Source organism: Arsukibacterium perlucidum DSM 18276, assembly GCF_000382165.1.
In the GTDB taxonomy this organism is placed as follows: Bacteria; Pseudomonadota; Gammaproteobacteria; order Enterobacterales; family Alteromonadaceae; genus Alishewanella; species Alishewanella perlucidum.
In genome coordinates this window covers 277630-298243 of record NZ_KB907701.1, presented here as the reverse complement: position 1 = coordinate 298243, position 20614 = coordinate 277630, and the positions used below count along the sequence as shown (strand labels likewise).

Genomic DNA, 20614 nt, shown 5'->3' with positions numbered 1-20614 from the left:
CACGGTTATATGTTTTTACTGGTGGTGTAACTTATCGCCTGATATTAAGGAGTGACATGGCTGACAAACATTTAGTGGTATTTGACGGGGTATGTAATTTTTGCAGTGGCGCAGTTAATTTTATTATTAAACGCGACCCTGAGGCAAACTTTGTGTTTACACCGATGCAAAGCGAACTTGCCAAACAAGTCATGCAAGCACATGGCATCAGTGACAGCGGGCCAGATACCTTTTTACTGGTTAAACATGGCAGAGCTTATGTCTGGTCAGATGCGGCGCTTGAAGTAACGAAAGATCTAAGCGGCTTCTGGTATTTATTTAACGTGCTAAAAGTGGTGCCACGCCCTGTCAGGGATTGGTGTTATCGTTTGTTTGCTCGCAACCGTTACAAAATGTTTGGCAAAGCCAATAAATGCAGAGTGCCGACAGAGGCTGAAAAAGACCGGTTTGTCGGCGTTTGATTTTAACCAGGCAATATTAAAGCAAGGCATTACATCAGGGCGTTAAACAGCATCCAGCAGCCGGCGGCGATCATAAAGAGGTTCTCGGTTAACGAGACAAAGCCTAAGGGGACCTCGCTGTTGCCGCCGACACAGGCACATTTCAGTTCGCGTTTATCGATATAAACGGCTTTCATTACTGAAATGGCGCCAACCATCCCGATAAATAATGCCACGGGAGCCACAAAATAAGCAGCTAGCCCTGCGAGCATGCCAATACCGGCAAAGGCCTCGGCAAACGGATAAAAATAGGCATAGCGTACCCAGCGCTGAGCTAACAAATCGTAGCCTAAAAACTGATTACTGAACGCCTCTACATCCTGCAGTTTCTGCAGGGCAAGTAACACCATACTGCAGGCGACGAATTTTTCTACAGTTGCTATCGATAGCAGCGCAATGCCGGCAGCCCAGTTTATTGCCAGTGCCAGAAGCAGCGCTATGGCAAATATTGCAATAACCGGCCGGTAGGCGGCGGCAAACTTATCAGCCGGTTGGGTTTTGTTAAAATAGTCCAGCAACTGGTCATAGCCGCCAATCCGTTGCTCGTTGATAAAGGTTTGCGGTGTGGTGTCGACCTGATGCTGTTGCTTGAACTTCGCGGTTTGTTGTTTGTTACTCAGCTGGTGATCAGTTACCTGATAGCCCTGCTGCTCGAGCAGTGCTTTTGATTTTAAGCCAAAGGGACAAATATGCTCGTCGGTTACCATCCGATAAAGTTTCGCTGTTTTTGACATAAGCTCTCCTTTTCCGGTTAAGTGTTAACCTTAGTTGCTTACTGTGCCATTGCAAGGTTTCAGATGTAATGACAGACAGCAGTTGCTTCTGCAGCGGCTGGCGGGATAAACTTAACTATGATTATTCCAATAACCACAATTACAGCCAAACAGGCGCCGGTAACGGTAAGTTGCGCCAACTGCCAGGCCTGTTGTTGTCGCTTAGAAGTGATGATAATTTCTGATACCGGGGTGCCTGATCATCATATCGCGGTAGATAACTGGGGGGGCGAAACCATGTTACGGCTGGCCGATGGCTGGTGCTCTGCCTTAGATCGAGACAGCTACCGTTGTACCATTTATGAGCAGCGCCCCTGGGTATGCCGGGAATTTGCCATGTCGTCAGATGATTGTCTGAGTGAGCGCGCCGGGCAGGGGGTAATTTAACAGCACAGCTGATTACACGATATTGAGTGGCTTTTTTTGGCAGCGAGATTGCAAAACAGTCATTTTCTGTTTAGATTGGTTAGCATAATTAGCAACAGATGGCAGGGAATAACAATGAAAAAATGGTTAGGTGCCGCAGTGGCCGCGTTGATAGTAACTGCACCAGTGCAGGCTGACACCCAGGATTACAAACTGATAACCGTCGCTGGTTATCTGAATTTTTATCTGTTGAATATCAATGCCTGCCAGGATTTTCACCCGCAAGTGCGCCAGGCAGCTTATGATGCCGAACAAAAGCTGTATCCATGGCTGGATAAGCTGCATGCGAAACTGGGTGATGGCAAGCAAGTTGCTGAAATTGTCTTAAAGCGCCGGGCTATGCTGAATACCCAGATAGGCGAGGGTGACTTTACCCTGGACCATTGCCAGGCCATTGTTAAAATATTAAATGAAGATGGTTTGGACAAAACCTTGCTGGCAAATCTGGACTAATGCCGGTATAAGCGGCTACTATCGCCGACTTAGCAATTTCAAACCTGGACACTGCCGGCTTTTTGCCGGCAGTGTTGTTTAAACAGGATATTTCAGGAGCTTCGTTTGCCCCCGGCGTTGTTACGACTTAATCAGGCTGCACTGATGATTGATGGTCAATCGATAGTAGCGCCACTTAGCTTCAGCGTTCATAAAGGTGATTTTATTGGCATTATCGGCCCTAATGGTGCCGGTAAGAGTAGCCTGTTAAAACTAATAAATGGCACCCAGCCATTAAGTTCCGGCGATATTCTGTTACAGCAACGATCTCTCTGCAAATTAAGCAGCCGCCAGCGCGCCTGTAAAATAGCCAGTGTCAGCCAGGTGAGCCCTCCGGTATTTGCGTTAACGGTATACCAGGTGGCGGCAATGGGTTTATTACCGCATAAAGGCTGGTTTGACGGTAATACCAGCGAAGATGAACAACAGATAAAGCTGGCACTGCGTCAACTTGGCTTGCAGCATAAAGCCCGGGCCCTGGTAGAAACCCTGTCTGGTGGCGAATTGCAACGGTTGTATCTGGCCCGGGCATTAGTGCAGCAGGCCGAGTTACTGTTACTGGATGAGCCGACCAACCATCTTGACGTCTTGTATCAACACCAGATTTTACAACTGAGCCGCGGCCTGGGTAAAACCGTATTGGCCTGCCTGCATGACCTTAATCTGGCCGCCCGTTACTGCGATAAAATTGCCTTACTGCATCAGGGGCAATTACTGGCTTTTGGCAGTCCTGAGCAGGTATTAACTGCAGAACAGCTAAGCCGGGTGTTTCAGCTGCCATGCGAAGTTAGCCTGCACCCGGGGCATGGTAAGTTGCAAATTACTTTTTTTGCCAGCGGGGCCAGCCTATGAAACAACCCTTTATCCTGGCGTTATTGGTGCTGCTATTAATGCTAAGTGGCCTGCTCAGTCTGACCATTGGCAGTGCCAGTTTAACGGTGACTGATGTCTGGCAGGCCCTGCTGGGCAGCCAGCAAAACCCGCTGGCCAGTACCATAGTCTGGCAGGTGCGGCTGCCCCGGTTGCTGTGTGCAATGCTGGTCGGTGCCGGGCTGGCGATTGCCGGTGCCGTGTTGCAGAATGCCAGTCGCAATCCGTTGGCCGATCCCTATTTATTTGGCTTAATGGCGGGTGCTGGTTTAGGTGCCAGCATTGCCAGCATTTTGTTGCCACCCCATATGTTAAGTCTGGCGCTGGCAGCCTTTCTGGGGGCACTATTCGCCGTAGCGCTGGTGTTTCTGGTGTGTATGGGCCGGCAATGGCGAAAAATTGAAATGACCCTGCTGGCCGGGGTAGCAGTGTCTTTTATGCTAAGTGCAATCAGCAGTTTTATTCTTTATTTTGCTGAGCCTTTTGCTGCCAATAAGGTGATTTTTTGGCTAATGGGCAGTTTAAGCCGCACCGACTGGGGCAGTGTCGGCTTAATAGCGCCGGCTGTTAGTGTGCTGTTACTGGTTGCGTTAATGTTGCGTCGCCAGCTTGATGCTTTATTGCTCAGCGATGAAAGTGCCCAGACCCTCGGGGTTAATCCAACCCGGCTGCGCTTTATACTGCTGCTGCTCACGGCCCTGGTCACCGCCTGTATAGTGGCGCAGTGCGGCGGCATTGCCTTTGTGGGTTTAATGATCCCGCATCTGGTGCGCTATTTTGTCGGCGTTACCGCTGTACCCTTATTGCTTGGTTGTACAGTTTTTGGCGCCTTATTTCTGGTCTGGATCGATAATCTGGCCCGTAGTGCTTTGCTAAACCAGGAGATCCCACTGGGGATCATAACCTCGGTACTTGGCAGTGTGTTTTTTCTGGTAATTATGCGCCAACGCAGGAGTGCAGCATAGCAATGACTGACAATAACGTGACAAACGAGAATACCAATAACGACGAAATCCGTCAGCAGCGTCATAAGCAGCGGCAACAAAAGTTACAACAGCAGGTGCAACAGGGCATTGCTAAAGCCACGGCTGAAAAAGGCCTGTTACTGGTGATTACCGGCAATGGTAAAGGTAAATCGACCTCAGGGTTTGGTACTGTTGCCCGTGCCGTTGGCCATGGTTTAACAGCAGCGGTGGTGCAGTTTATTAAAGGCAGCTGGGAATGTGGGGAACGTAATTTATTAGAGCAACACCAGGTAGAGTTTGCCGTTATGGCTACCGGTTTTACCTGGGATACCCAGGATAAAGCCGCTGATATTGCGGCAGCAGAAAAGGTGTGGGCGCGGGCGGAGCAAATGCTGGCCGATCCGGCTATTGATCTGGTATTGCTGGATGAACTGACCTATATGGTCAGCTATCACTATATTGAACTGGAACGGATTGTCCGGGCCCTGCAAAACCGGCCGCCGGCGCAGCACGTGGTTATTACCGGCCGGGCTTGTCATCGCACCCTGATAGACATGGCTGATACGGTCAGTGAAGTACAGGTTGTGAAGCATGCTTTTGATAACGGCATAAAGGCGCAGCGGGGCATTGACTGGTGATTAAGCCGTTATTTTTAACATTGGTTCTTTTTGTGCTGGTGGCCGTTTCGCCGAACACAGCAACGGCGGCTGAACCTGCAGCAGAAAATAAGCAGCCACAGCCAGCTGTTGCCAAACGGATTATTGCGTTAGCACCACATATTACTGAATTACTGTATGCCATTGGTGCCGGTGAGCAGCTGGTGGCAGTCAGTGCTTTTAGTGACTACCCGGCAGCTGCCCTGGAATTACCGCAAGTAGCCAATTATGCCGGTATCAACCTTGAGGCCATTCTGGCCTTGCAACCCGATCTGGTTATTGCCTGGAAAACCGGTAATGTTGCTGCCGATATTAGCCGCTTGCAGCAGTTTGGCATAAATGTCGCGTTCTCTGATCCGCTGCAAATCGGTGATATTGCCGCGGAGCTGCGTTACCTGGGGCAGCTTAGTGGTCATCAGCAACAGGCTGAAGCTGTTGCTGCCGACTTTGAACAACGTCTGACGGAAATTAGTGCAGAGTATAAAAATAAAATCCGGCTGCCGGTGTTTTTCAGTATGGGCACCGAGCCGCTCACCTCGGTAGCCAACCAGGCCTGGCCAGCGCAGGCTATTCGCTTGTGTGCAGCTGAGAACATTATGGATGATACGCTGAGCGATTATCCGCAACCGGGCATAGAGCAGGTGTTACAGGCACAGCCACAGGTAATTATTCAGGCAACTGCCGGCGCTAAGCCGGCTGATATCAGTTTCTGGCAGACATATCCGTTAATTCCGGCAGTAGCCCTTGGCCAGTATGTTACTGTTGATGCTGATTTATTGTACCGTACCAGCCCCCGCACCTTGCAGGGGATCCAGCAATTGTGCCAGGAGTTGGATCGCTTTCGTTAGCTGTTCATTTAACTGTTAATACTGCTTATCAGGGTATTGGCCCGGCGCATTAACCGTTCGGCATTTCTTAGCTGATTGGTTTTTAACAGTTCGCCCGATAAAGTCAGATACTTGTCTGCCAGCTGCCGTTTTAACCCTACCAGCAAATTAAAATCAACCGGTAATGCCCGCTGTGCCTGCACTATTCAACAAGCTGCTATGCCAACAGGGCCCGGCCTGCCATGCTAAATGCCGCTATTATGCCTACCAGCCATACGGTAGAGCGGAGAGTGGCGTAATCTAACCAATAGCACAGTAAATACAGGATGCGGCTGGCGATAAAAACCCAACCTAATATTACTGTGGTGTTATCTACAGTACCGGAACCTGCAGCGATGGCAATTAGTACCGCACAGCCGTAAATTATCAGTGCTTCGAAGCTGTTGTAGTGAGCGGCGTTGGCGCGCTGCCCAAAGCCTTTTAAAGCAGCCTGTTGCGCTCTGGGGTTATTGTTGTCATAGCCGCCGGCTTTTTGCATGGCAAAAGCCAACGGGGCCTTGGCTAAAAACGGTAATAACATGGCGATAAACACGGTGAGTAAAAGCGAGCTAAGCATGGCAAAAGCCTCCGGTGTAGCGTTGATCTGATTGCTGAGTTAAAAATGTGATATAGCCCCAGCTTACTGCTAAGTGAGTGACCTTACCAGTTTAAATCTGGTACTCTGTGCGGTGGGCCACAATAAAAATAATTGCCCGCTGAAAATACTAAAAAGCAAAAATATTAAAAGCATTAAGATGGAGCAAATCTTGTGAAGCACACAGTTAAATACAAATATAGTTTAATTCCGGTTTCAGTTTTAAGTTTAAGCCTGTTAGCGGGCTGCAGCGAGGTGGCTATTCCTGAGCCTGAGCCAGAGCTTAATAAAGGCTCGCTGGTACTGGTGGGGGGCGCCCTGGCGGGTTCTAATGCCGAGGTTTATCAACGGTTTATTGAGCTTGCCGGCGGAGAGTTGCAGGCCCGTATTGCCGTTATTCCAGCCGCAAGTGGCCAGCCTGTAAAATATTTTAAACAATTTAAGGCTGATATGGTGCGCTACGGCCTGGATGAAGACCAGATGACATTATTTCCGGTAGCGGTAAAAGACGATAAAAGCACTAAAGACGTTGATGAGAGTCAGTGGCGCAGCGGCGCGACGGATATCAAGCTGGCGGAACAACTGAGCCAGTTTACTGCAGTGTGGTTTTTGGGCGGCGATCAGCTGAATATCACCGCCACCATGGCGCCTGACGGCGAAAGATCAGTATTGCTGGAAGCAGTATGGCATCTTTATCAGCGTGGCGGGGTAGTCGGTGGTACCAGCGCCGGCGCGGCAATGATGAGCGATGTGATGATTGCGGCAGGTGATTCCTGGGGGGCGCTAACTGCAGGCACCACGGATACCTACAGTGGTATGCAAGACCAGGAAAATGGCCCGTTAATGCTGGCTCAGGGGCTGGGTTTTTTCCCGCACGCCATTATTGATCAGCATTTTGACCGCAAAGCCCGTTTTGGCCGCTTAATAGTGGCGGCAGAGCTTAACAAAGCAACATACCCGCTGGGTTTTGGTATAGATGAGAACACCGCGCTGGTTTATACCGCACATAACAATAGTGCTCAGGTTATTGGTGCCGGCGCGGTTACCGCTATTGATGTCAGCAATGCTGGCCGGATCAAAAACCCACATGGCTATCATATTGAAAACGTGCGGATCAGCGTGATGCAGGGCGGCGATCGTTATCATTTTGATACCGAGCAGTTTGTCGCCAATCCACTTAAGTCTGCGACGGTGGGGCATGAGTATCTGAACCTGGCAAAACCAGTGGTGTCTGGCGTGTTCAGCCGTAATAGCAGGCTAAAAGATATGCTGACCTTTGACCTGGTAGACAACAAAGGTAGCAAAGAAGTCATCAGTTACCTGCATCAGGGCGAGGGGGTAGGCTTTACCCTGCGCTTCAGCCAGGACGAATACACTACCGGCTATTGGCAGTATCTGGATGGTTTACTGGATAGCGGCAGTGCTTTTGGTGTCAGACTGGATATTGTGCCTGCTGAGTTTAGTATTAAGCCTTTAACTGCGGTCGCTGCTGCGGCAGAAATGGAACAGACTGAAAATAATTAACTCCGGCTTTTACAACGCTTCCAATTGATACTGGCCGCTGGCAAATGCCGCGGCCAGTTCATGCGAGCGCTCCAGTACAGTTTGCCAGTTAGCCAGGCGCTGTTTATCACTTAGTTTAAAGTCTTTTCTGTCAGGGATCTTGCCATTGGGTAAACTTGCCGTCCAGCTGGAACTGGGACAGAGCAGTACTACATTGTGTAAATGTGCGGCCCTTGCCCGGCGCCACTTCAGGGCTTTATCGAACCAGCCTGGGGTAAGATAAGGGTAAAAGTGAGGATACAACACCAGCCCCTGACTACTGAACGGCAGGTCGAAATGATAGTCGGTAATACCGCCATCGTAATATAAACCCGGGCCGGCACCGGCAATGTCTTTTACCGGTGATAAAACCAACGGAATAGAGCCACTGGCCATTACTGCCTGCCGCAAATTCTGCTGGCTTAATGCTACATGCTGAGTGGGTAAACCGGTATAACGATGAAAAGGTGCCGGGCAATGCTCCGGGTAAAAATGCACCCGCTGATAAAAGTGCTGCAGATTGCGCCGGTTCAGTAAATTTGCGCCGGCTGCCAGGGTTAACCCTGCAGCCTGCCACAATTTACGCTGGCTACGGCTAATACCTTTGGCTTTGGCAACAATCAGGTTTAGTTTCATTACCGGATTATCCAGCACTTCGCTTACCTGCTGTTCATTTTGGAAAACTTGGTCGACAATCGCCGCTGAAATATTGGTAACTTCGGCAATATCTGAGCCTTCTGGATAGCAAATCGTGGAATAGGCTTTAGCAAAACGTTGTGAGGCGGCAACCGGATCGGCCTGAGCATAACAGGCAAAGCGCCATGCCCCTGCCGAACTGCCTAGTAAATGCAGGGGCTTAGTGCGGCCGGCAAAAAATTCTGCCAGCAGATATTGATCCAGTCCATACAAGCTGAACCACTTGGGGCCACCACTGGCACCTACCATTACGCTGATATCGTCGGCCTGCAGACCATGTTGTTTAATATGAGCCATCGCACCGGGGCCGGCCAGCACACGTAGTTTATTCAAAACTGCGGAGTTCTCCAGTTACAGGTAAACAAGTTTCGCGGCCTTCGTTTAAAAGGGCCCGAACAGGGTTTTATGCATCCGCTCGGCGTAGTCGTCAGTCATGCCGGATATGTAGTCACAAATTACCCGCATGCCCTGGCCTTGCTCATTGGCGCTGTGCCAACGCTGCTGAGTATTAAGCGGTAGTAAGCGGCTTGGATCAGAGGCAAACGCATCAAATAACTGCAGCAACATATTCTGGCAGCGAAAACGAGACTGCTGAATTAATGGCTGACGAATTACACAATTAAATACCAGTTGCTTCAGGCTGTGCAACAAGGCCGTTTCGGCGCCCGGTAGCCGGGCGTTAAACCGGATTAATGGTTCTGTCGCATCGGGCAATGCCTGATACACTTCTACCGAGGTAATCAGCCGGTTTACCAGCGCACCAATGGCGTCTTTTCGGATGTGATGTTCGCTACTGAATAATTTGGCCCCCAGTTGCTGCATGTCATCACCGGTATAGTGTTGCCATTGGCTGTAGCTAACGTTGCCCAGCACAATAGCATCTTCCAAATCATGTACACCGTAGGCAATATCGTCGGCAAGTTCCATAATGGATGCATCCAGCGATTTATAACGCGACTTGATAAAAGGTGACTGCTGTAAGGTGTCTACCTGTTGAAACGCTTCGCGATCAGCAGTAGTTAAAGGTTGCAGTACCCAGTTCAGGATGTCAGCGTCAGCCTGAAAAATAGCTTTAGCGGGTTTCCAGCTGTTTAAATTGAGAGGATTGTCTGCGTTGTCGACTGCCGGCAATAGTGGCTGTAATACCGGATATTTTAATAACCCCAGCAAGGTACGCCTGGCTAAATCCATGCCATGCTGCTCGGTGTAGGGTTCCAGTTTGGCAACAATCCGCAACGTCTGGCCATTACCTTCAAAACCGCCATCGGCCAGCATTTTGTAATTGAGGGCCGTTTCACCACCATGCCCAAAAGGAGGGTGGCCGATATCATGCGCCAGACAAAGTGCCTCCATCAGGCTTGGATCCGGTAGTACCAGCTTAATATTATCAGCAGACTTTTTCGCCAGCTGGCTGACTAAACCTGTGCCAATTTGTGCGGCTTCTAACGAATGAGTCAGCCGGGTACGATAAAAATCGTTCTGACCAATCCCCAGAATCTGGGTTTTAGATTGTAAACGCCGAAATGCAGCAGAGTGCAATATACGGGCCCGGTCGCGTTGCCACGGTGAGCGCTGATCATTAGGTCTGTCATGACTGCCTTCTGAATGTCGCTCTGACCAAATTGCTAACATAACCTTCCTTAATCATGATAAAACGGCTTAGCAAGAACGCTTATAGTACGCGACAATTGATTTTAATTCGAGCACTCGACAGCGGTTGAATTATGCTGTATAAAATAACAGTTAAAATTAATCAGGGGCAGCAAAATGGCAGTTTTAATTAAATATATTGTAGAGCGCAATGGAGTAGAGAAAATGACATTTACCTCAAAAGCGGAGGCTGATGCCTATGATAAAATGCTGGATACCGCTGATGAGCTAGCCAGTTTTCTAAACGCCAGTACTTTATTAACAGATGAAGCGCAAACTGAAACCCTGGCCTTATATCTGGCTCAGCATAAAGATGAATTACTGGTGGCGTTAGGGGCGAAAAAGCCAGTAAAAGCAGCCGTCAAACCAGCAGCTGCTGCAAGTGATACGGTTAAAGCGCAGCCAAAAGCTGAAAAGAAAGCGGCGACAGAGCAGGCCGCCTGATCCTGCCAGACAAGCCTGCTGGCGCTAGCGAGGAAGTTTTTGCCAGTAGGCCTTTAAATCGGCTTTTACTTCCGGCAGCAACAGATAAAGCGCCAGAATATTCGGCACGGCCATCAGAAATATCATTGAATCGATAAAGTCGAATACTGCCATCACGTTTGGTACTGCGCCAATCGACACAATCAGGCAGAAGAATACTTTATAAAGTTGGGTTAACCGTTTGTCATGCCCAACCAGATAACGCCAGCCGGTTAAGCCATAGTATGACCAGCTGATCACTGTCGAAAAACCAAACAGCAATAACGCTACCATCAGTACCCACGGGAACCAGCTTACTACCGAAGCAAAAGCCCCGGAGGTAATTTGCACGCCATCCAGCCCGGGCGTTTGATAGGCACCGGTTAAAATAATCACCAGTGCAGTAATGGTACAAATTACCACGGTATCGATAAACGGCTCCAGTAAACCCACAAAACCCTGGCTAACCGGATCTTTCGTCTGGGCGGCAGCATGGGCAATTGGTGAGGAACCAATACCGGCTTCGTTTGAATAGGCGGCCCGTCGAAATCCCTGAATAAGCACGCCAATAAAGCCACCGTAACCCGCTTCAGGGGTAAAGGCACCTTGGACAATAAGCCACAACGCTGCGGGAATAGCACTGAAATGGGTGAACATAACCAGTAATGATGCTGTCAGATAGATGCCGCACATCAATGGCACCAGTTTACTGGTTACCCGGGCGATACTTTTTAAACCACCAATAATAACAGCGCCAACCAGCAGGCCGTAAACAGCGCCGAACAGCCAGGCATTTTCAAAGCCTGTTACCGTTTTTACCTGGACAAAACCCTGATTAACATGGACAAAGCCCGCCGAGCCAAAAATAACGAACACTGAAAACGCCATAGCAAGTACAGTGCCGGTAACTGGCAAATTAAACTTATCCAATGCAGCTTTTATATAGTACATCGGGCCGCCCGATACGCTGCCATCTGCGTTGATCTGGCGGTATTTTACTGCCAGAGTACATTCAACAAATTTGGTCGACATACCAAGTAAACCAGCCACAATCATCCAGAAGGTTGCGCCTGGTCCTCCCAGGCTGATAGCAATAGCAACGCCGGCGATATTACCGGTACCTACGGTACCTGATAGGGCCGTTGTCAGAGCCTGAAATGGTGAGATTTCACCGCTGTCGCTGGTGCGCTTATTATTTTTTAACAGGCCAACCGCATGACCAAAGCCCCGCACATTAATAAAACCAAGATAACAGGTGAATACCAGGGCACCACTAATCAGCCAGATTAGCACCAGCGGAATAGCAACGCCGTTAATATCAAAGGCGTAAAACACCACAGCGGCCAGTTTTGAAGTCAGGCTTTCAAACGCCTGTTGAAAAGAAAAGTCAGCAATCATTAGTATGTTCAGCAGTATGGACGGCTATTTATTAGTGCAAGCCTACTGTTAAATCAAAGCAGAAACAAGAAATTAAATACAGAGTTGCGGTGATTGGCCACCAGAGCAAGGCGTCTGGTGGCCAGAGGGAATAAGCGAGCGCTGCAGCTCAACTGGTCGCTTTTCTGGTTAGCTGTACTTTATTGACTATAGCCCGGTAAAAACTGGCCAAGTTTGCCGATGGCTGCCGCAAGTTGTTCTTTATGAGGCAGAAACACAATCCGGAAATGGTCGGGTTCTGGCCAGTTAAAAGCCCGGCCATGTACCAGCAATACTTTATGCTGACGTAAAAAATCCAGCACAAATAACTCATCGTCTTTAATCCGGATTTTTTTGCGGTCAATTTTTGGAAATAAATACATAGCCCCTTTCGGGCGCATGCAGCTTAAGCCATCAATTTCACTGACCAGTTTATGTGCCAGGTCCATTTGTTCGTACAAGCGGCCACCCGGTACCACCAGTTCGTTAATACTCTGATAGCCGCCCAGTGCCGTTTGCACAGCATGCTGGCAGGGCACATTGGCGCATAACCGCATTGAGGCCAGGACATTTAAGCCTTCGATGTAATGGCGGGCCAGGTTTTTTGCACCGGAAATAAATAACCAGCCAACCCGAAAACCGGCTATGCGATAATTTTTCGATAAACCGCCAAAGGTCAGCATAATAAGATCGTCAGCCAGTGAGGCCGTACTAATATGCTCGGTACCGTCGTACAGCACTTTGTCGTATATTTCATCGCTTAATACTACCAGTCGGTGCTCGCGGGCTATTTTCAGCAGTTCCAGCAAAAATGCCTGATTGTATACCGCACCGGTCGGGTTGTTCGGGTTAATCAGGACTATAGCTTTGGTTTTTTTACTGATTTTCTGTTTAATATCGTCAAGATCCGGGTACCAGTCCTGCTGCTCATCACAGCGATAATGTACCGCTTTACCCCCCGCCAGGTTAACGGCAGCGGTCCATAACGGATAATCCGGCGAAGGGATCAACACCTCATCGCCATTGTTAAGCAAAGCCTGCAGTGACATTAGAATCAGTTCTGAGACACCATTGCCAATATAGACATCATCAGCATCTGCACCTCTGATACCCCGTTGCTGATAATACTGCGCTACTGCTACTCTTGCCGGGTAAATACCTTGCGAGTCTGAATAGCCCTGAGCCGTTGGCAGATTATGAATAACGTGCTTTAGTATTTCGTCTGGTGCTTCAAAGCCAAAGGGCGCCGGATTACCGATATTCAGTTTAAGAATACGGTGACCTTCTTCTTCCATTCTTCGGGCTTCCTGTGCCACAGGGCCGCGAATGTCATAACATACTCCATCGAGCTTGGTTGATCGTTCAATTGGTTTCATAGCCTGAACCGGTTTGCCCCCTAAAATAATATCCATCCAGATAGCTAAAACATAAGTGTATAGTTGTCACATAACCGCGGCTAATTTGCAATGCAGTGATCATAATTGTTGCCTGAATTTCGTAAAAAAAGCTGCTGAAATAATTTTTAGTTCATTCTGCGCCTTGCAACGGCTAAACTGGTTACTGATTTCTCAAGACGGTAATCGATTTGGCAACGTGAAGCTGGTCGTAATACTGCAGAAAAAGTGGTGATTTTTTGATTAAAAAAAGTGTGATAGTTGTTGGTTGGCTGGTTGTCGGCTTTGCCGCATTAAGCCCTTTTATTGGATTAGAGCCGGTGCCCCAGCAAGATTCACTGGATGAGTGGCAACGACCTGGCCGAATTGCAGCGCTGAGTCAGGCTGATCAGAAAAAGGTGCTGGAACGACTGGCCTATACTGAACCGGCAATTCCGTTTGAACCCTTGCCTGATTTCAATGCAATCAGCGACACCAATACCAAGAAACGGGCTTTTTTTAACTATTTACGGCCTCATGTGCAGCGTGAAAACAACCGGCTTCGCAATTTACGCCGGCAATTGCTGGAATTAGCAGAAAAAAAGCAAAAAAACCAGCGACTGAATATCAATGAATACGCTTTTTTATACAGTTTATACGACGAGTTCCGGATGGATGTTGCCGAGTCTGATCCGCAAATGCTTGCTGAATTACTGAAGCGGGTTGATATTTTGCCGGTTAGTCTGGTATTGATGCAGGCAGCGAACGAATCTGCCTGGGGCACCAGTCGCTTTGCTGTTGAAGGTTATAACTTTTTTGGTCAGTGGTGTTTTCGGGAAGGGTGTGGTCTGGTGCCGCTCAGTCGGGGAGAGGATCAAAGCCATGAGGTGGCGAAATTCGATACGCCAGCTAAAAGTATCCGTAGTTACTTTTATAACCTGAATACCTTTCACACCTATGAGCAACTCAGAGAAATCCGGGCGACGTTAAGGGCAGAGCGTAAGCCTGTTCGCGGCGAGGCCCTGGCGGCCGGTTTAGGCCGCTACTCGGAGCGCGGTGACGAATATATTGCTGAGATAAGTAATATGATTCGTTTTAACCGACGCTTGCTGGAGGATTAGGCTTTAACCGCGGTGAAAACCGCGGTTTAGACAACGCATAATAATAGTGTCGTTAATTCAACTGCACGATTTTTAGTTCGGTCTGTCCGCTGGCCGGCACACTGTTATCAGCATCAGCATCAGCATCAGCATCGTCTTCACTGGACAGGCCAACGGGAATTGCCGGAACCGCAATATGGTCAAAGGCAGTATCGCCCTCTACCGCGGTATTGCTCTCTTTCGAGATAGCAGCAAAATCAAATAAGCTGTTGTCCGCCAGATGAGAAGGCACCACATTTTGCATGGCCTGAAACATGGTTTCAATCCGGCCCGGAAAGCGTTTATCCCAGTCTTGCAGCATTTCTTTAATTACCTGACGTTGCAAACCGTCCTGTGAGCCACATAAGTTACACGGAATTATCGGAAACTCACGGGCCAGAGCATACTTCTCAATGTCTTTTTCTTTGCAATAGGCCAGCGGCCGGATCACGATGTGTTCACCGTTGTCACTGATTAACTTAGGTGGCATTGATTTCATCTTGCCGCCATAAAACATATTTAAAAACAGGGTTTCCAGCATGTCATCACGATGATGACCCAGGGCAATTTTGGTGGCACCCAGCTCTTTGGCTGTGCGGTATAAAATACCCCGGCGCAGGCGCGAGCAGAGCGAGCAAGTGGTTTTACCTTCCGGGATTTTTTCTTTCACAATCGAATAGGTATCTTCAGTCACTATCTGATAATCGACACCAATAGATTCAAGGTAGTTGGGTAATACTTCAGCCGGAAAGCCTGGTTGTTTCTGGTCCAGATTAACCGCAACTATGCTGAAACTGATAGGAGCAGATTGTTGCAGGTTTAACAAAATATCCAGCATGGTGTAAGAATCTTTACCACCAGATAAACACACCATAATTTTGTCGCCATCACTTATCATGCCAAAGTCGCTGATAGCCTGACCAACACCACGGCGCAGCCGCTTATGCAGTTTATTTAAATTGTATTGTGCTTTTGCTTGCGCTGCGTGAGACATAACTACGATAACCCTACAGAAAAATGGCGCACATTATAACCAAGTGTGGGCCATTACCATAGGGCGGATTTTAGTGTTTTGCGAGTGGGCTGACAAAGTTTGCCGGTTTTAACGCTAATACATCACAATCCAGCTGATCTATTAAGTGCTCAGCTGTATTGCCAATAATAGCGGCAGATAAGCCGGTCCTGCCGATGGTACCAATGACCACCATCTCAGCATCCAGCTCTGTTGCCAGCGCCGGAATAATATCTTCAGGCATACCTTCCAATACATGGGTGTCCTGCTCTGCCATGTCGAATTGCCTGGCGAGCTCGGCTACGGCATTTTCATGATGTTGGCGCATCGCACTATTATATTGCTGTGGATTGAATTCGGGGATTTCTATGGCGATATTCACCGGGGTTCCGGGAAAAGCATTAACGAGTTGCACCTTACCATGCAGCACCTGCGCCATGGCTTTAGCATTGCTGATCACCCGCTGATTAAGCGACTGATGATGATCCTGTTCACTACCGGCATTAACCGCTGCAATAATATTGCCGTTTTCCGGCCACTCATGTTCTTTTACCAGCAACACAGCGCAAGGGCATTTACGCAGAATATGCCAGTCAGTCGGGGTGAAAATCATCGATTTTAAGATGTCGTGATTATGAGTACCTTTAATCACCAGGTCGAAGTTCTGCTCCAGTACTTCATGAACTATCGCTTCAAAAGGCCGGTTATGCCAAACCACTTTCAAGTCAATATCAATACCTTGATTTCTCGCATTATTAATAAGTTCACCAACCCATAATTCGCGGTCGTGAATGACTGCCTGACGCATTGATTCACGTTCATCACCCGACAGCATAGTGGTCATTTCATATGAGAAGTCATATACCGACAAAAATGCAGTCAGTTTACAAGGTTGTTTGCGGGCTAATTCCAAACCGCGGTTTAGGGCTTTTTGCTGGTTATCGGTTGGGTCCAGTACAACTAGCACATTGCTGAAAACGGTCATTACACTCTCCATGCTTGAATTATCGGTCTGGCAGTCACTACTATCAGTAGTTAGTGAAAAGTGTAGTCAATAAAACCGCAGCGGGGGGGAATTCAGGTTGTGCTAAATCAAATAAACTAACAATTACCTGCTAATTGTTGCATTGCAGCAGGGTCATTGATAGTAATCAGTTTGCTGTCAACGCTGATTAATTCTTCTTTGTGTAATTTACTCAGTAAACGGCTGATGGTTTCTACCGTTAACCCCAGATAATTGCCGATATCGCTGCGGGTCATCGATAATCGAAATGCTTTAGCGGAAAACCCCCGGCTACCAAAGCGTTGCGCCAGATGATTCAAAAAAGTTGCTAACTTTTGTTCCGCCGTTTTCCGGTTTAACAGTAACAACATTTGCTGATCAGCCTGAATATCCTGACTCATCAGCCGCATCAGTTGCTGGCGCAGCTTTGGCAGTTGATCAAGCAGTGTCTCAAGATTAGGGTAGGGTATCTCACATACCATGCCGGTTTCCAAAGCTTCGGCATAGCTGTTATGCGATTCGGTGTTAATGGCGTCAAAACCAATAACATCACCCGGCAAATGAAAGCCGGTAATCTGCTGTTCACCTTGCTCGGTTAAGGTAAAGGTTTTGAATGAGCCTGAGCGAATGGCAAACAGAGCTTTGAGTGGCTTATTACTTTCAAAAAGCATGTCGCCTTTATGCAGCGGTCTTTTTCGTTGAATAATATCATCTAAACGACTAAGTTCTTGTTCACTTAAGGAAAAGGGTAAGCATAACTGGCTGAAACCACAATCCTGACAGTTAATTGCTGAACGTTGCATAATCTGGCTTCCTGAATGTCCCTGAAATAACCGCTACAGCTTAAAAAACTAGTCTTTTTAAAGCAAGGTATATCGTATAAATACCATAAATAGCTAATATGCAGGCGGCGCTATAACGCACCAACGGCTTATTTTTAAATTTACTCAGATTGCTGGCCAGGCTACCGAATGTCAGCAGAGCAGGTAGGGTACCCAAGCCAAAAAACAGCATAATTAAAGCCCCCTGGCCGGCACTGCCGCTGGCCAGACTCCAACCAAGGGTGGAGTACACCAGACCACAGGGCAACCAGCCCCAGCACAGGCCATACAGATAAGCTTTTGGTAAACTATCCAGCGGCATCACTTTCTGACTCAACGGCCTTATCAGCGCCCATAAGTGCTGGCCGCCGCGTTCCAGCAAGGTAAGCCCGAACCACAATCTGGCGATATACAATGCCATCAGTAATAACAACAAGCCGGCTACTAAGCGTAACCAGATAAGCGACACGCCGGCCAATGCCATCGCCTGCATGCCAAAATAACCCACCAGTCCGCCCAGCAGTGCGTAAGTGGTTAAACGGCCCAGGCTTAGCAATAGCTGCATAGTCAGCTTCCAGCTAAAACTTCGCTGAGGTAACGCCAGTTGTAAAGCCGCGACAATACCGCCGCACATTACCAGGCAATGGCTGCTGCCAAGAAAACCAATCAGAAGCGCCGCCAGCAAGTCGGGAGTCATTGCCCGGAATTATCCTTTTTATGCTGTGCAGGATCGGACGCTGATGCCTGCTGTTGAGTGTTAGCCGGTGTTTTGGCCTCAGCATGTTGTTCATCAAACAGAATACTAAAGCCTTCTTTATCCAGATCTTCAAACTGTTTGCTGCGAACAGCCCAGAAAAAGATCGCCAGACCCAGCATCACAAATAATACGGCGATTGGAATTAGTACGTAAATAATACTCATTGTTCAGATATTCTTATGTCCGGGGGCTTACTTTTTCAGTAGCCTGAGCGAGTTAGTTACCACCAGCAATGAGCTGAAGGACATACCCAATACGGCGATATAAGGTGAAACCAAACCTGCCACTGCCAGCGGGATGATAACCAGATTGTAGCCAACAGCCCAGGCCAGGTTTTGCCGGATAACCCGGCCGGCCTGCTTGCCGGCTATCAGTAAAGTCATCAGCAAACTGATGTCCGGTTGTAACAATACCACATCGGCCTGATTTTTTGATAAATCAGTGCCTGAGTCAACCGCTACTGAAATATGTGCTGCGTTAAAGCCTGGGCTGTCATTAATACCGTCACCGACCATTAAAACTTTATGGCCTTTGTCGACCAGCGTTTTGATTGCTGTCACTTTATCAGCCGGACTGCAATCTTGCTGCATAAAATCCAGTTTAAGTTCAGCTGCCAGTTGCGCAGCCTGACCGGAACTATCGCCAGTTAGCATCCCCACCTGATATCCTTGTTGCTGCAGGTTGCTGACCAGTTCTGCCGCGCCGGGACGCAGGCTATCGGCCAGGGTAATTGCAGCCAGTAAATGCTGGTCTAATGTTACAAACACATTGGCATTGCCGGTCACGCTTAGGTGTTCGTCGCTGATCTGGCAAAAGGCAGCGCTACCCACTTTCAGCTGCTGGCCTTGCCAGCTGCCCCTGATACCCTGGCCAACGCTAATTGTGACCTGTTTAAGTTGCAGGTTTTGCAGCAGGTAGCCTTTAAAGGCGCGGGCAATGGGATGCTCAGAATGTTGTTCCAGATTAGCCACGACATTCAGTAGCTCACTATCATTTATCGCATTGCCTGCGGGCGATGGTAGCCGTTGCAAAGCAGCGATACTGAAGCGACCTTCGGTCAGGGTGCCGGTTTTATCGAAAATAATATGAGTTAGCTCTGGCAGTATCTCCAGTGCCTGGGCGTTTTTTACCAGAATACCCAGCCGGTTCAGCCGCGACAAGGCACAGGTTATTGCGGTTGGCGTAGCCAGGCTTAACGCGCAGGGGCAGGTTGCTACCAACACCGACAAGGTTACCCAGAATGCCCGATCGGCATCCAGCCAGAAATACCACACGGCAAAGGTGGCTGCGGCTATCAGTAGTAACCGCTCGACAAAATACCGAGCCAGTTGATCGGTTTTTTCTACAAGCCGCGGTTTGCTGTGCAGGGTTTGTTGCTGTAGTTGAATTATCTGGCCAAGGCGGGAGTGCGCCAGCGCACTGCTGACATTAATCGTTAGCAGCCCATCATGATTGATACTGCCGGCTAGCACGCTATCACCTTGCTGACGGCTGATTGCGGTGTATTCGCCGGTTAGCATCGACTCATCAACGGTACTGCTGCCTGTGAGCACTACGCCGTCTGCCGGTAAGGTCTCTCCGGGCTTAACCAGAATAGTATCGCCGGCAACAAGACGGCGGGCAGATACAGTCTGCTGCTGGTCGTCTTTAAGCAAGGTTGCTGAAACCGGCATTATTTTAAGTAAGTTACTGGTCGCATCCCGCGCCTGAGCCCGCGCCCGGTATTCAAAAAACTTACCCAGTTGCAGTAAAAAGGTAAACATACATACCGATTCAAAATACACCTCACCGGTTTGCATGACAGTGGCATAAGCAGAGGCAAAAAAAGTGTAATAAATGGCTAAACTAACCGGCACATCCATATTTAACTGGCGGGCTTTAACGCTGCGCCAGGCACTACTGACAAAAGGCAGTGCGGCGTAAAGCACAACCGGCAATGTCAGTAACATGCTAATCCAGCGCAGATAGCCGTGATGCGACTGATCAATACCGCTGTACTCACCAAAATACAGGGCAAAGGCCAGCATCATTACCTGCATAGTCATAATGCCCGATACCGCCAGCCTTTTTAAGAAGCGGTTAAGTTCGGTTTTAAACTGGTTTTCCTGCTGATCGGCAACAAAAGGGCTGGCCTGGTAGCCCAGCTGATTAATCAGCAGCAATATTTCACTGAGAGCCAATTGTGCAGGCTGCCAGTTAAGTAATGCCCGCTGGGTAGAGGAGTTAATACTGATTTTGTTAATAGCTGGCTGCTTGCTAAGGTGTTTTTCAATCAACCAGGCGCAGGCTGCGCAGCTCATACCGCTGATAGCTAACTCAAGCTCAGTGCCACCGCGTTGTTGCTGGCTAATGTCTGCCAACACCTCAGCGCTGTCGTATTGCTCCAGGCTGGCACGCAGTTCGGCAGGGACAAGCTCGGCCTTTGCAGCTGCCTCGGTCCGGAATTTATAGTAGTCATCCAGACCGCTGTCGATAATGGTCTGCGCCACAGCCTGGCAGCCAGCACAGCAAAACAGCTCTGGTTTGCCATTAATGGCTAACTGAAAACGCTCGCCGCTAACAACCGGCTGCAGACAATGAAAACAGCTTATTGATGCCAC

At 48.7% G+C, this 20614-nt stretch carries 23 protein-coding genes; 10 read left to right on the top strand and 13 right to left on the bottom strand.

The genetic code is table 11. The features are described 5' to 3' along the window. Positions 1-56: 56 nt before the first annotated feature. Complete coding sequence (locus tag H141_RS0101445) at positions 57-461, top strand: thiol-disulfide oxidoreductase DCC family protein (protein WP_019674461.1); 405 nt, start codon at positions 57-59, stop codon at positions 459-461. Between the two features lie 29 nt (positions 462-490). On the opposite strand, the gene H141_RS0101440 is transcribed toward H141_RS0101445, so the two are convergent. Continuing rightward, entirely contained in the window at positions 491-1234 is a 744-nt protein-coding gene (locus H141_RS0101440) for a MauE/DoxX family redox-associated membrane protein (RefSeq protein WP_019674460.1), read from the bottom strand. Positions 1235-1351: 117 nt separating this feature from the next. On the opposite strand from H141_RS0101440, the gene H141_RS0101430 reads away from it, so the two are divergent. The 6 genes from H141_RS0101430 to H141_RS0101405 all read left to right on the top strand — a co-directional run bounded on the left by H141_RS0101430 (position 1352) and on the right by H141_RS0101405 (position 5530). Further along, complete coding sequence (locus tag H141_RS0101430) at positions 1352-1660, top strand: YkgJ family cysteine cluster protein (protein ID WP_083923012.1); 309 nt, start codon at positions 1352-1354, stop codon at positions 1658-1660. Positions 1661-1774: 114 nt separating this feature from the next. After that, positions 1775-2152 carry a hypothetical protein gene (locus H141_RS0101425; protein ID WP_019674457.1) on the top strand — a complete coding sequence of 126 codons (378 nt, stop codon included), beginning with the start codon at positions 1775-1777 and terminating at the stop codon, positions 2150-2152. Between the two features lie 105 nt (positions 2153-2257). Further along, positions 2258-3043, top strand: coding sequence for an ABC transporter ATP-binding protein (locus tag H141_RS0101420; protein WP_019674456.1), 786 nt, complete (start codon positions 2258-2260; stop codon positions 3041-3043). Continuing rightward, a complete protein-coding gene (locus H141_RS0101415; protein ID WP_019674455.1) occupies positions 3040-4026 on the top strand; it encodes a FecCD family ABC transporter permease in 987 nt (328 codons plus the stop codon). Before H141_RS0101420 ends, H141_RS0101415 begins: the two co-directional genes overlap by 4 nt. 2 nt (positions 4027-4028) lie before the next feature. Beyond that, positions 4029-4664 (top strand): cob(I)yrinic acid a,c-diamide adenosyltransferase, encoded by a 636-nt coding sequence (cobO, locus tag H141_RS0101410; RefSeq protein ID WP_019674454.1) that lies wholly within the window; start codon positions 4029-4031, stop codon positions 4662-4664. Next, complete coding sequence (locus H141_RS0101405) at positions 4661-5530, top strand: cobalamin-binding protein (RefSeq protein ID WP_019674453.1); 870 nt, start codon at positions 4661-4663, stop codon at positions 5528-5530. The genes cobO and H141_RS0101405 overlap by 4 nt, the downstream gene beginning before the upstream one ends. A gap of 8 nt (positions 5531-5538) precedes the next feature. On the opposite strand, the gene H141_RS21375 is transcribed toward H141_RS0101405, so the two are convergent. Beyond that, complete coding sequence (locus H141_RS21375) at positions 5539-5712, bottom strand: hypothetical protein (RefSeq protein WP_019674452.1); 174 nt, start codon at positions 5710-5712, stop codon at positions 5539-5541. Between the two features lie 14 nt (positions 5713-5726). Next, on the bottom strand, positions 5727-6125 hold the full coding sequence (locus tag H141_RS0101395; RefSeq protein ID WP_019674451.1) for an MAPEG family protein: 399 nt from the start codon (positions 6123-6125) through the stop codon (positions 5727-5729). 192 nt (positions 6126-6317) lie between these two features. Here H141_RS0101395 and H141_RS0101385 point away from each other — a divergent pair, with 192 nt between their 5' ends. Next, positions 6318-7667 carry a cyanophycinase gene (locus H141_RS0101385; RefSeq protein WP_019674449.1) on the top strand — a complete coding sequence of 450 codons (1350 nt, stop codon included), beginning with the start codon at positions 6318-6320 and terminating at the stop codon, positions 7665-7667. 9 nt (positions 7668-7676) lie between these two features. Here H141_RS0101385 and H141_RS0101380 read toward each other — a convergent pair whose 3' ends face one another. Beyond that, on the bottom strand, positions 7677-8714 hold the full coding sequence (locus tag H141_RS0101380) for a patatin-like phospholipase family protein (protein ID WP_240473074.1): 1038 nt from the start codon (positions 8712-8714) through the stop codon (positions 7677-7679). Positions 8715-8762: 48 nt separating this feature from the next. Beyond that, positions 8763-10013, bottom strand: a complete 1251-nt coding sequence (locus H141_RS0101375) for an anti-phage deoxyguanosine triphosphatase (RefSeq protein ID WP_019674447.1) — start codon at positions 10011-10013, stop codon at positions 8763-8765. 135 nt (positions 10014-10148) lie between these two features. Between H141_RS0101375 and H141_RS0101370 the strand changes: the two genes are divergently transcribed. Continuing rightward, entirely contained in the window at positions 10149-10475 is a 327-nt protein-coding gene (locus H141_RS0101370) for a YebG family protein (RefSeq protein ID WP_019674446.1), read from the top strand. A gap of 24 nt (positions 10476-10499) precedes the next feature. Here H141_RS0101370 and H141_RS0101365 read toward each other — a convergent pair whose 3' ends face one another. Together H141_RS0101365 and H141_RS0101360 are read right to left on the bottom strand one after the other, a co-directional pair. After that, positions 10500-11891, bottom strand: a complete 1392-nt coding sequence (locus tag H141_RS0101365; RefSeq protein ID WP_019674445.1) for an alanine/glycine:cation symporter family protein — start codon at positions 11889-11891, stop codon at positions 10500-10502. Positions 11892-12070: 179 nt separating this feature from the next. Next, positions 12071-13285 (bottom strand): pyridoxal phosphate-dependent aminotransferase, encoded by a 1215-nt coding sequence (locus H141_RS0101360; RefSeq protein ID WP_026349153.1) that lies wholly within the window; start codon positions 13283-13285, stop codon positions 12071-12073. A 257-nt stretch (positions 13286-13542) separates the two neighbouring features. Here H141_RS0101360 and H141_RS0101355 point away from each other — a divergent pair, with 257 nt between their 5' ends. Next, positions 13543-14403: a glucosaminidase domain-containing protein gene (locus H141_RS0101355; RefSeq protein WP_019674442.1), complete on the top strand. Its 861-nt coding sequence runs from the start codon at positions 13543-13545 to the stop codon at positions 14401-14403. Positions 14404-14455: 52 nt separating this feature from the next. Here the strand turns inward: H141_RS0101355 and ttcA are convergent, their stop codons facing one another. The 6 genes from ttcA to H141_RS0101325 all read right to left on the bottom strand — a co-directional run bounded on the left by ttcA (position 14456) and on the right by H141_RS0101325 (position 20614). Further along, positions 14456-15415: a tRNA 2-thiocytidine(32) synthetase TtcA gene (gene ttcA / locus H141_RS19670; RefSeq protein ID WP_019674441.1), complete on the bottom strand. Its 960-nt coding sequence runs from the start codon at positions 15413-15415 to the stop codon at positions 14456-14458. Between the two features lie 70 nt (positions 15416-15485). Further along, positions 15486-16418: a universal stress protein UspE gene (uspE, locus tag H141_RS0101345; protein WP_019674440.1), complete on the bottom strand. Its 933-nt coding sequence runs from the start codon at positions 16416-16418 to the stop codon at positions 15486-15488. Between the two features lie 116 nt (positions 16419-16534). Further along, positions 16535-17239, bottom strand: coding sequence for a fumarate/nitrate reduction transcriptional regulator Fnr (gene fnr, locus H141_RS0101340; protein WP_019674439.1), 705 nt, complete (start codon positions 17237-17239; stop codon positions 16535-16537). Between the two features lie 40 nt (positions 17240-17279). Continuing rightward, the gene (locus H141_RS0101335; protein WP_019674438.1) at positions 17280-17954 is read right to left on the bottom strand and encodes a sulfite exporter TauE/SafE family protein; all 675 of its coding nucleotides are present in this window, start codon (positions 17952-17954) and stop codon (positions 17280-17282) included. Next, on the bottom strand, positions 17951-18178 hold the full coding sequence (gene ccoS / locus H141_RS19665; protein WP_019674437.1) for a cbb3-type cytochrome oxidase assembly protein CcoS: 228 nt from the start codon (positions 18176-18178) through the stop codon (positions 17951-17953). The genes H141_RS0101335 and ccoS overlap by 4 nt, the downstream gene beginning before the upstream one ends. 27 nt (positions 18179-18205) lie before the next feature. Further along, positions 18206-20614 (bottom strand): heavy metal translocating P-type ATPase, encoded by a 2409-nt coding sequence (locus H141_RS0101325; RefSeq protein WP_019674436.1) that lies wholly within the window; start codon positions 20612-20614, stop codon positions 18206-18208.

What these genes read in the sequence shown, in the direction of transcription:
- H141_RS0101445 (WP_019674461.1), top strand. Translation starts at nt 57, where the DNA reads ATGGCTGACAAACATTTAGTGGTATTTGACGGGGTATGTAATTTTTGC.
- H141_RS0101440 (WP_019674460.1), bottom strand. Translation starts at nt 1,234, where the DNA reads ATGTCAAAAACAGCGAAACTTTATCGGATGGTAACCGACGAGCATATT.
- H141_RS0101430 (WP_083923012.1), top strand. Translation starts at nt 1,352, where the DNA reads ATGATTATTCCAATAACCACAATTACAGCCAAACAGGCGCCGGTAACG.
- H141_RS0101425 (WP_019674457.1), top strand. Translation starts at nt 1,775, where the DNA reads ATGAAAAAATGGTTAGGTGCCGCAGTGGCCGCGTTGATAGTAACTGCA.
- H141_RS0101415 (WP_019674455.1), top strand. Translation starts at nt 3,040, where the DNA reads ATGAAACAACCCTTTATCCTGGCGTTATTGGTGCTGCTATTAATGCTA.
- cobO (WP_019674454.1), top strand. Translation starts at nt 4,029, where the DNA reads ATGACTGACAATAACGTGACAAACGAGAATACCAATAACGACGAAATC.
- H141_RS0101395 (WP_019674451.1), bottom strand. Translation starts at nt 6,125, where the DNA reads ATGCTTAGCTCGCTTTTACTCACCGTGTTTATCGCCATGTTATTACCG.
- H141_RS0101375 (WP_019674447.1), bottom strand. Translation starts at nt 10,013, where the DNA reads ATGTTAGCAATTTGGTCAGAGCGACATTCAGAAGGCAGTCATGACAGA.
- H141_RS0101370 (WP_019674446.1), top strand. Translation starts at nt 10,149, where the DNA reads ATGGCAGTTTTAATTAAATATATTGTAGAGCGCAATGGAGTAGAGAAA.
- H141_RS0101365 (WP_019674445.1), bottom strand. Translation starts at nt 11,891, where the DNA reads ATGATTGCTGACTTTTCTTTTCAACAGGCGTTTGAAAGCCTGACTTCA.
- H141_RS0101360 (WP_026349153.1), bottom strand. Translation starts at nt 13,285, where the DNA reads ATGAAACCAATTGAACGATCAACCAAGCTCGATGGAGTATGTTATGAC.
- ttcA (WP_019674441.1), bottom strand. Translation starts at nt 15,415, where the DNA reads ATGTCTCACGCAGCGCAAGCAAAAGCACAATACAATTTAAATAAACTG.
- uspE (WP_019674440.1), bottom strand. Translation starts at nt 16,418, where the DNA reads ATGACCGTTTTCAGCAATGTGCTAGTTGTACTGGACCCAACCGATAAC.
- fnr (WP_019674439.1), bottom strand. Translation starts at nt 17,239, where the DNA reads ATGCAACGTTCAGCAATTAACTGTCAGGATTGTGGTTTCAGCCAGTTA.
- H141_RS0101335 (WP_019674438.1), bottom strand. Translation starts at nt 17,954, where the DNA reads ATGACTCCCGACTTGCTGGCGGCGCTTCTGATTGGTTTTCTTGGCAGC.
- ccoS (WP_019674437.1), bottom strand. Translation starts at nt 18,178, where the DNA reads ATGAGTATTATTTACGTACTAATTCCAATCGCCGTATTATTTGTGATG.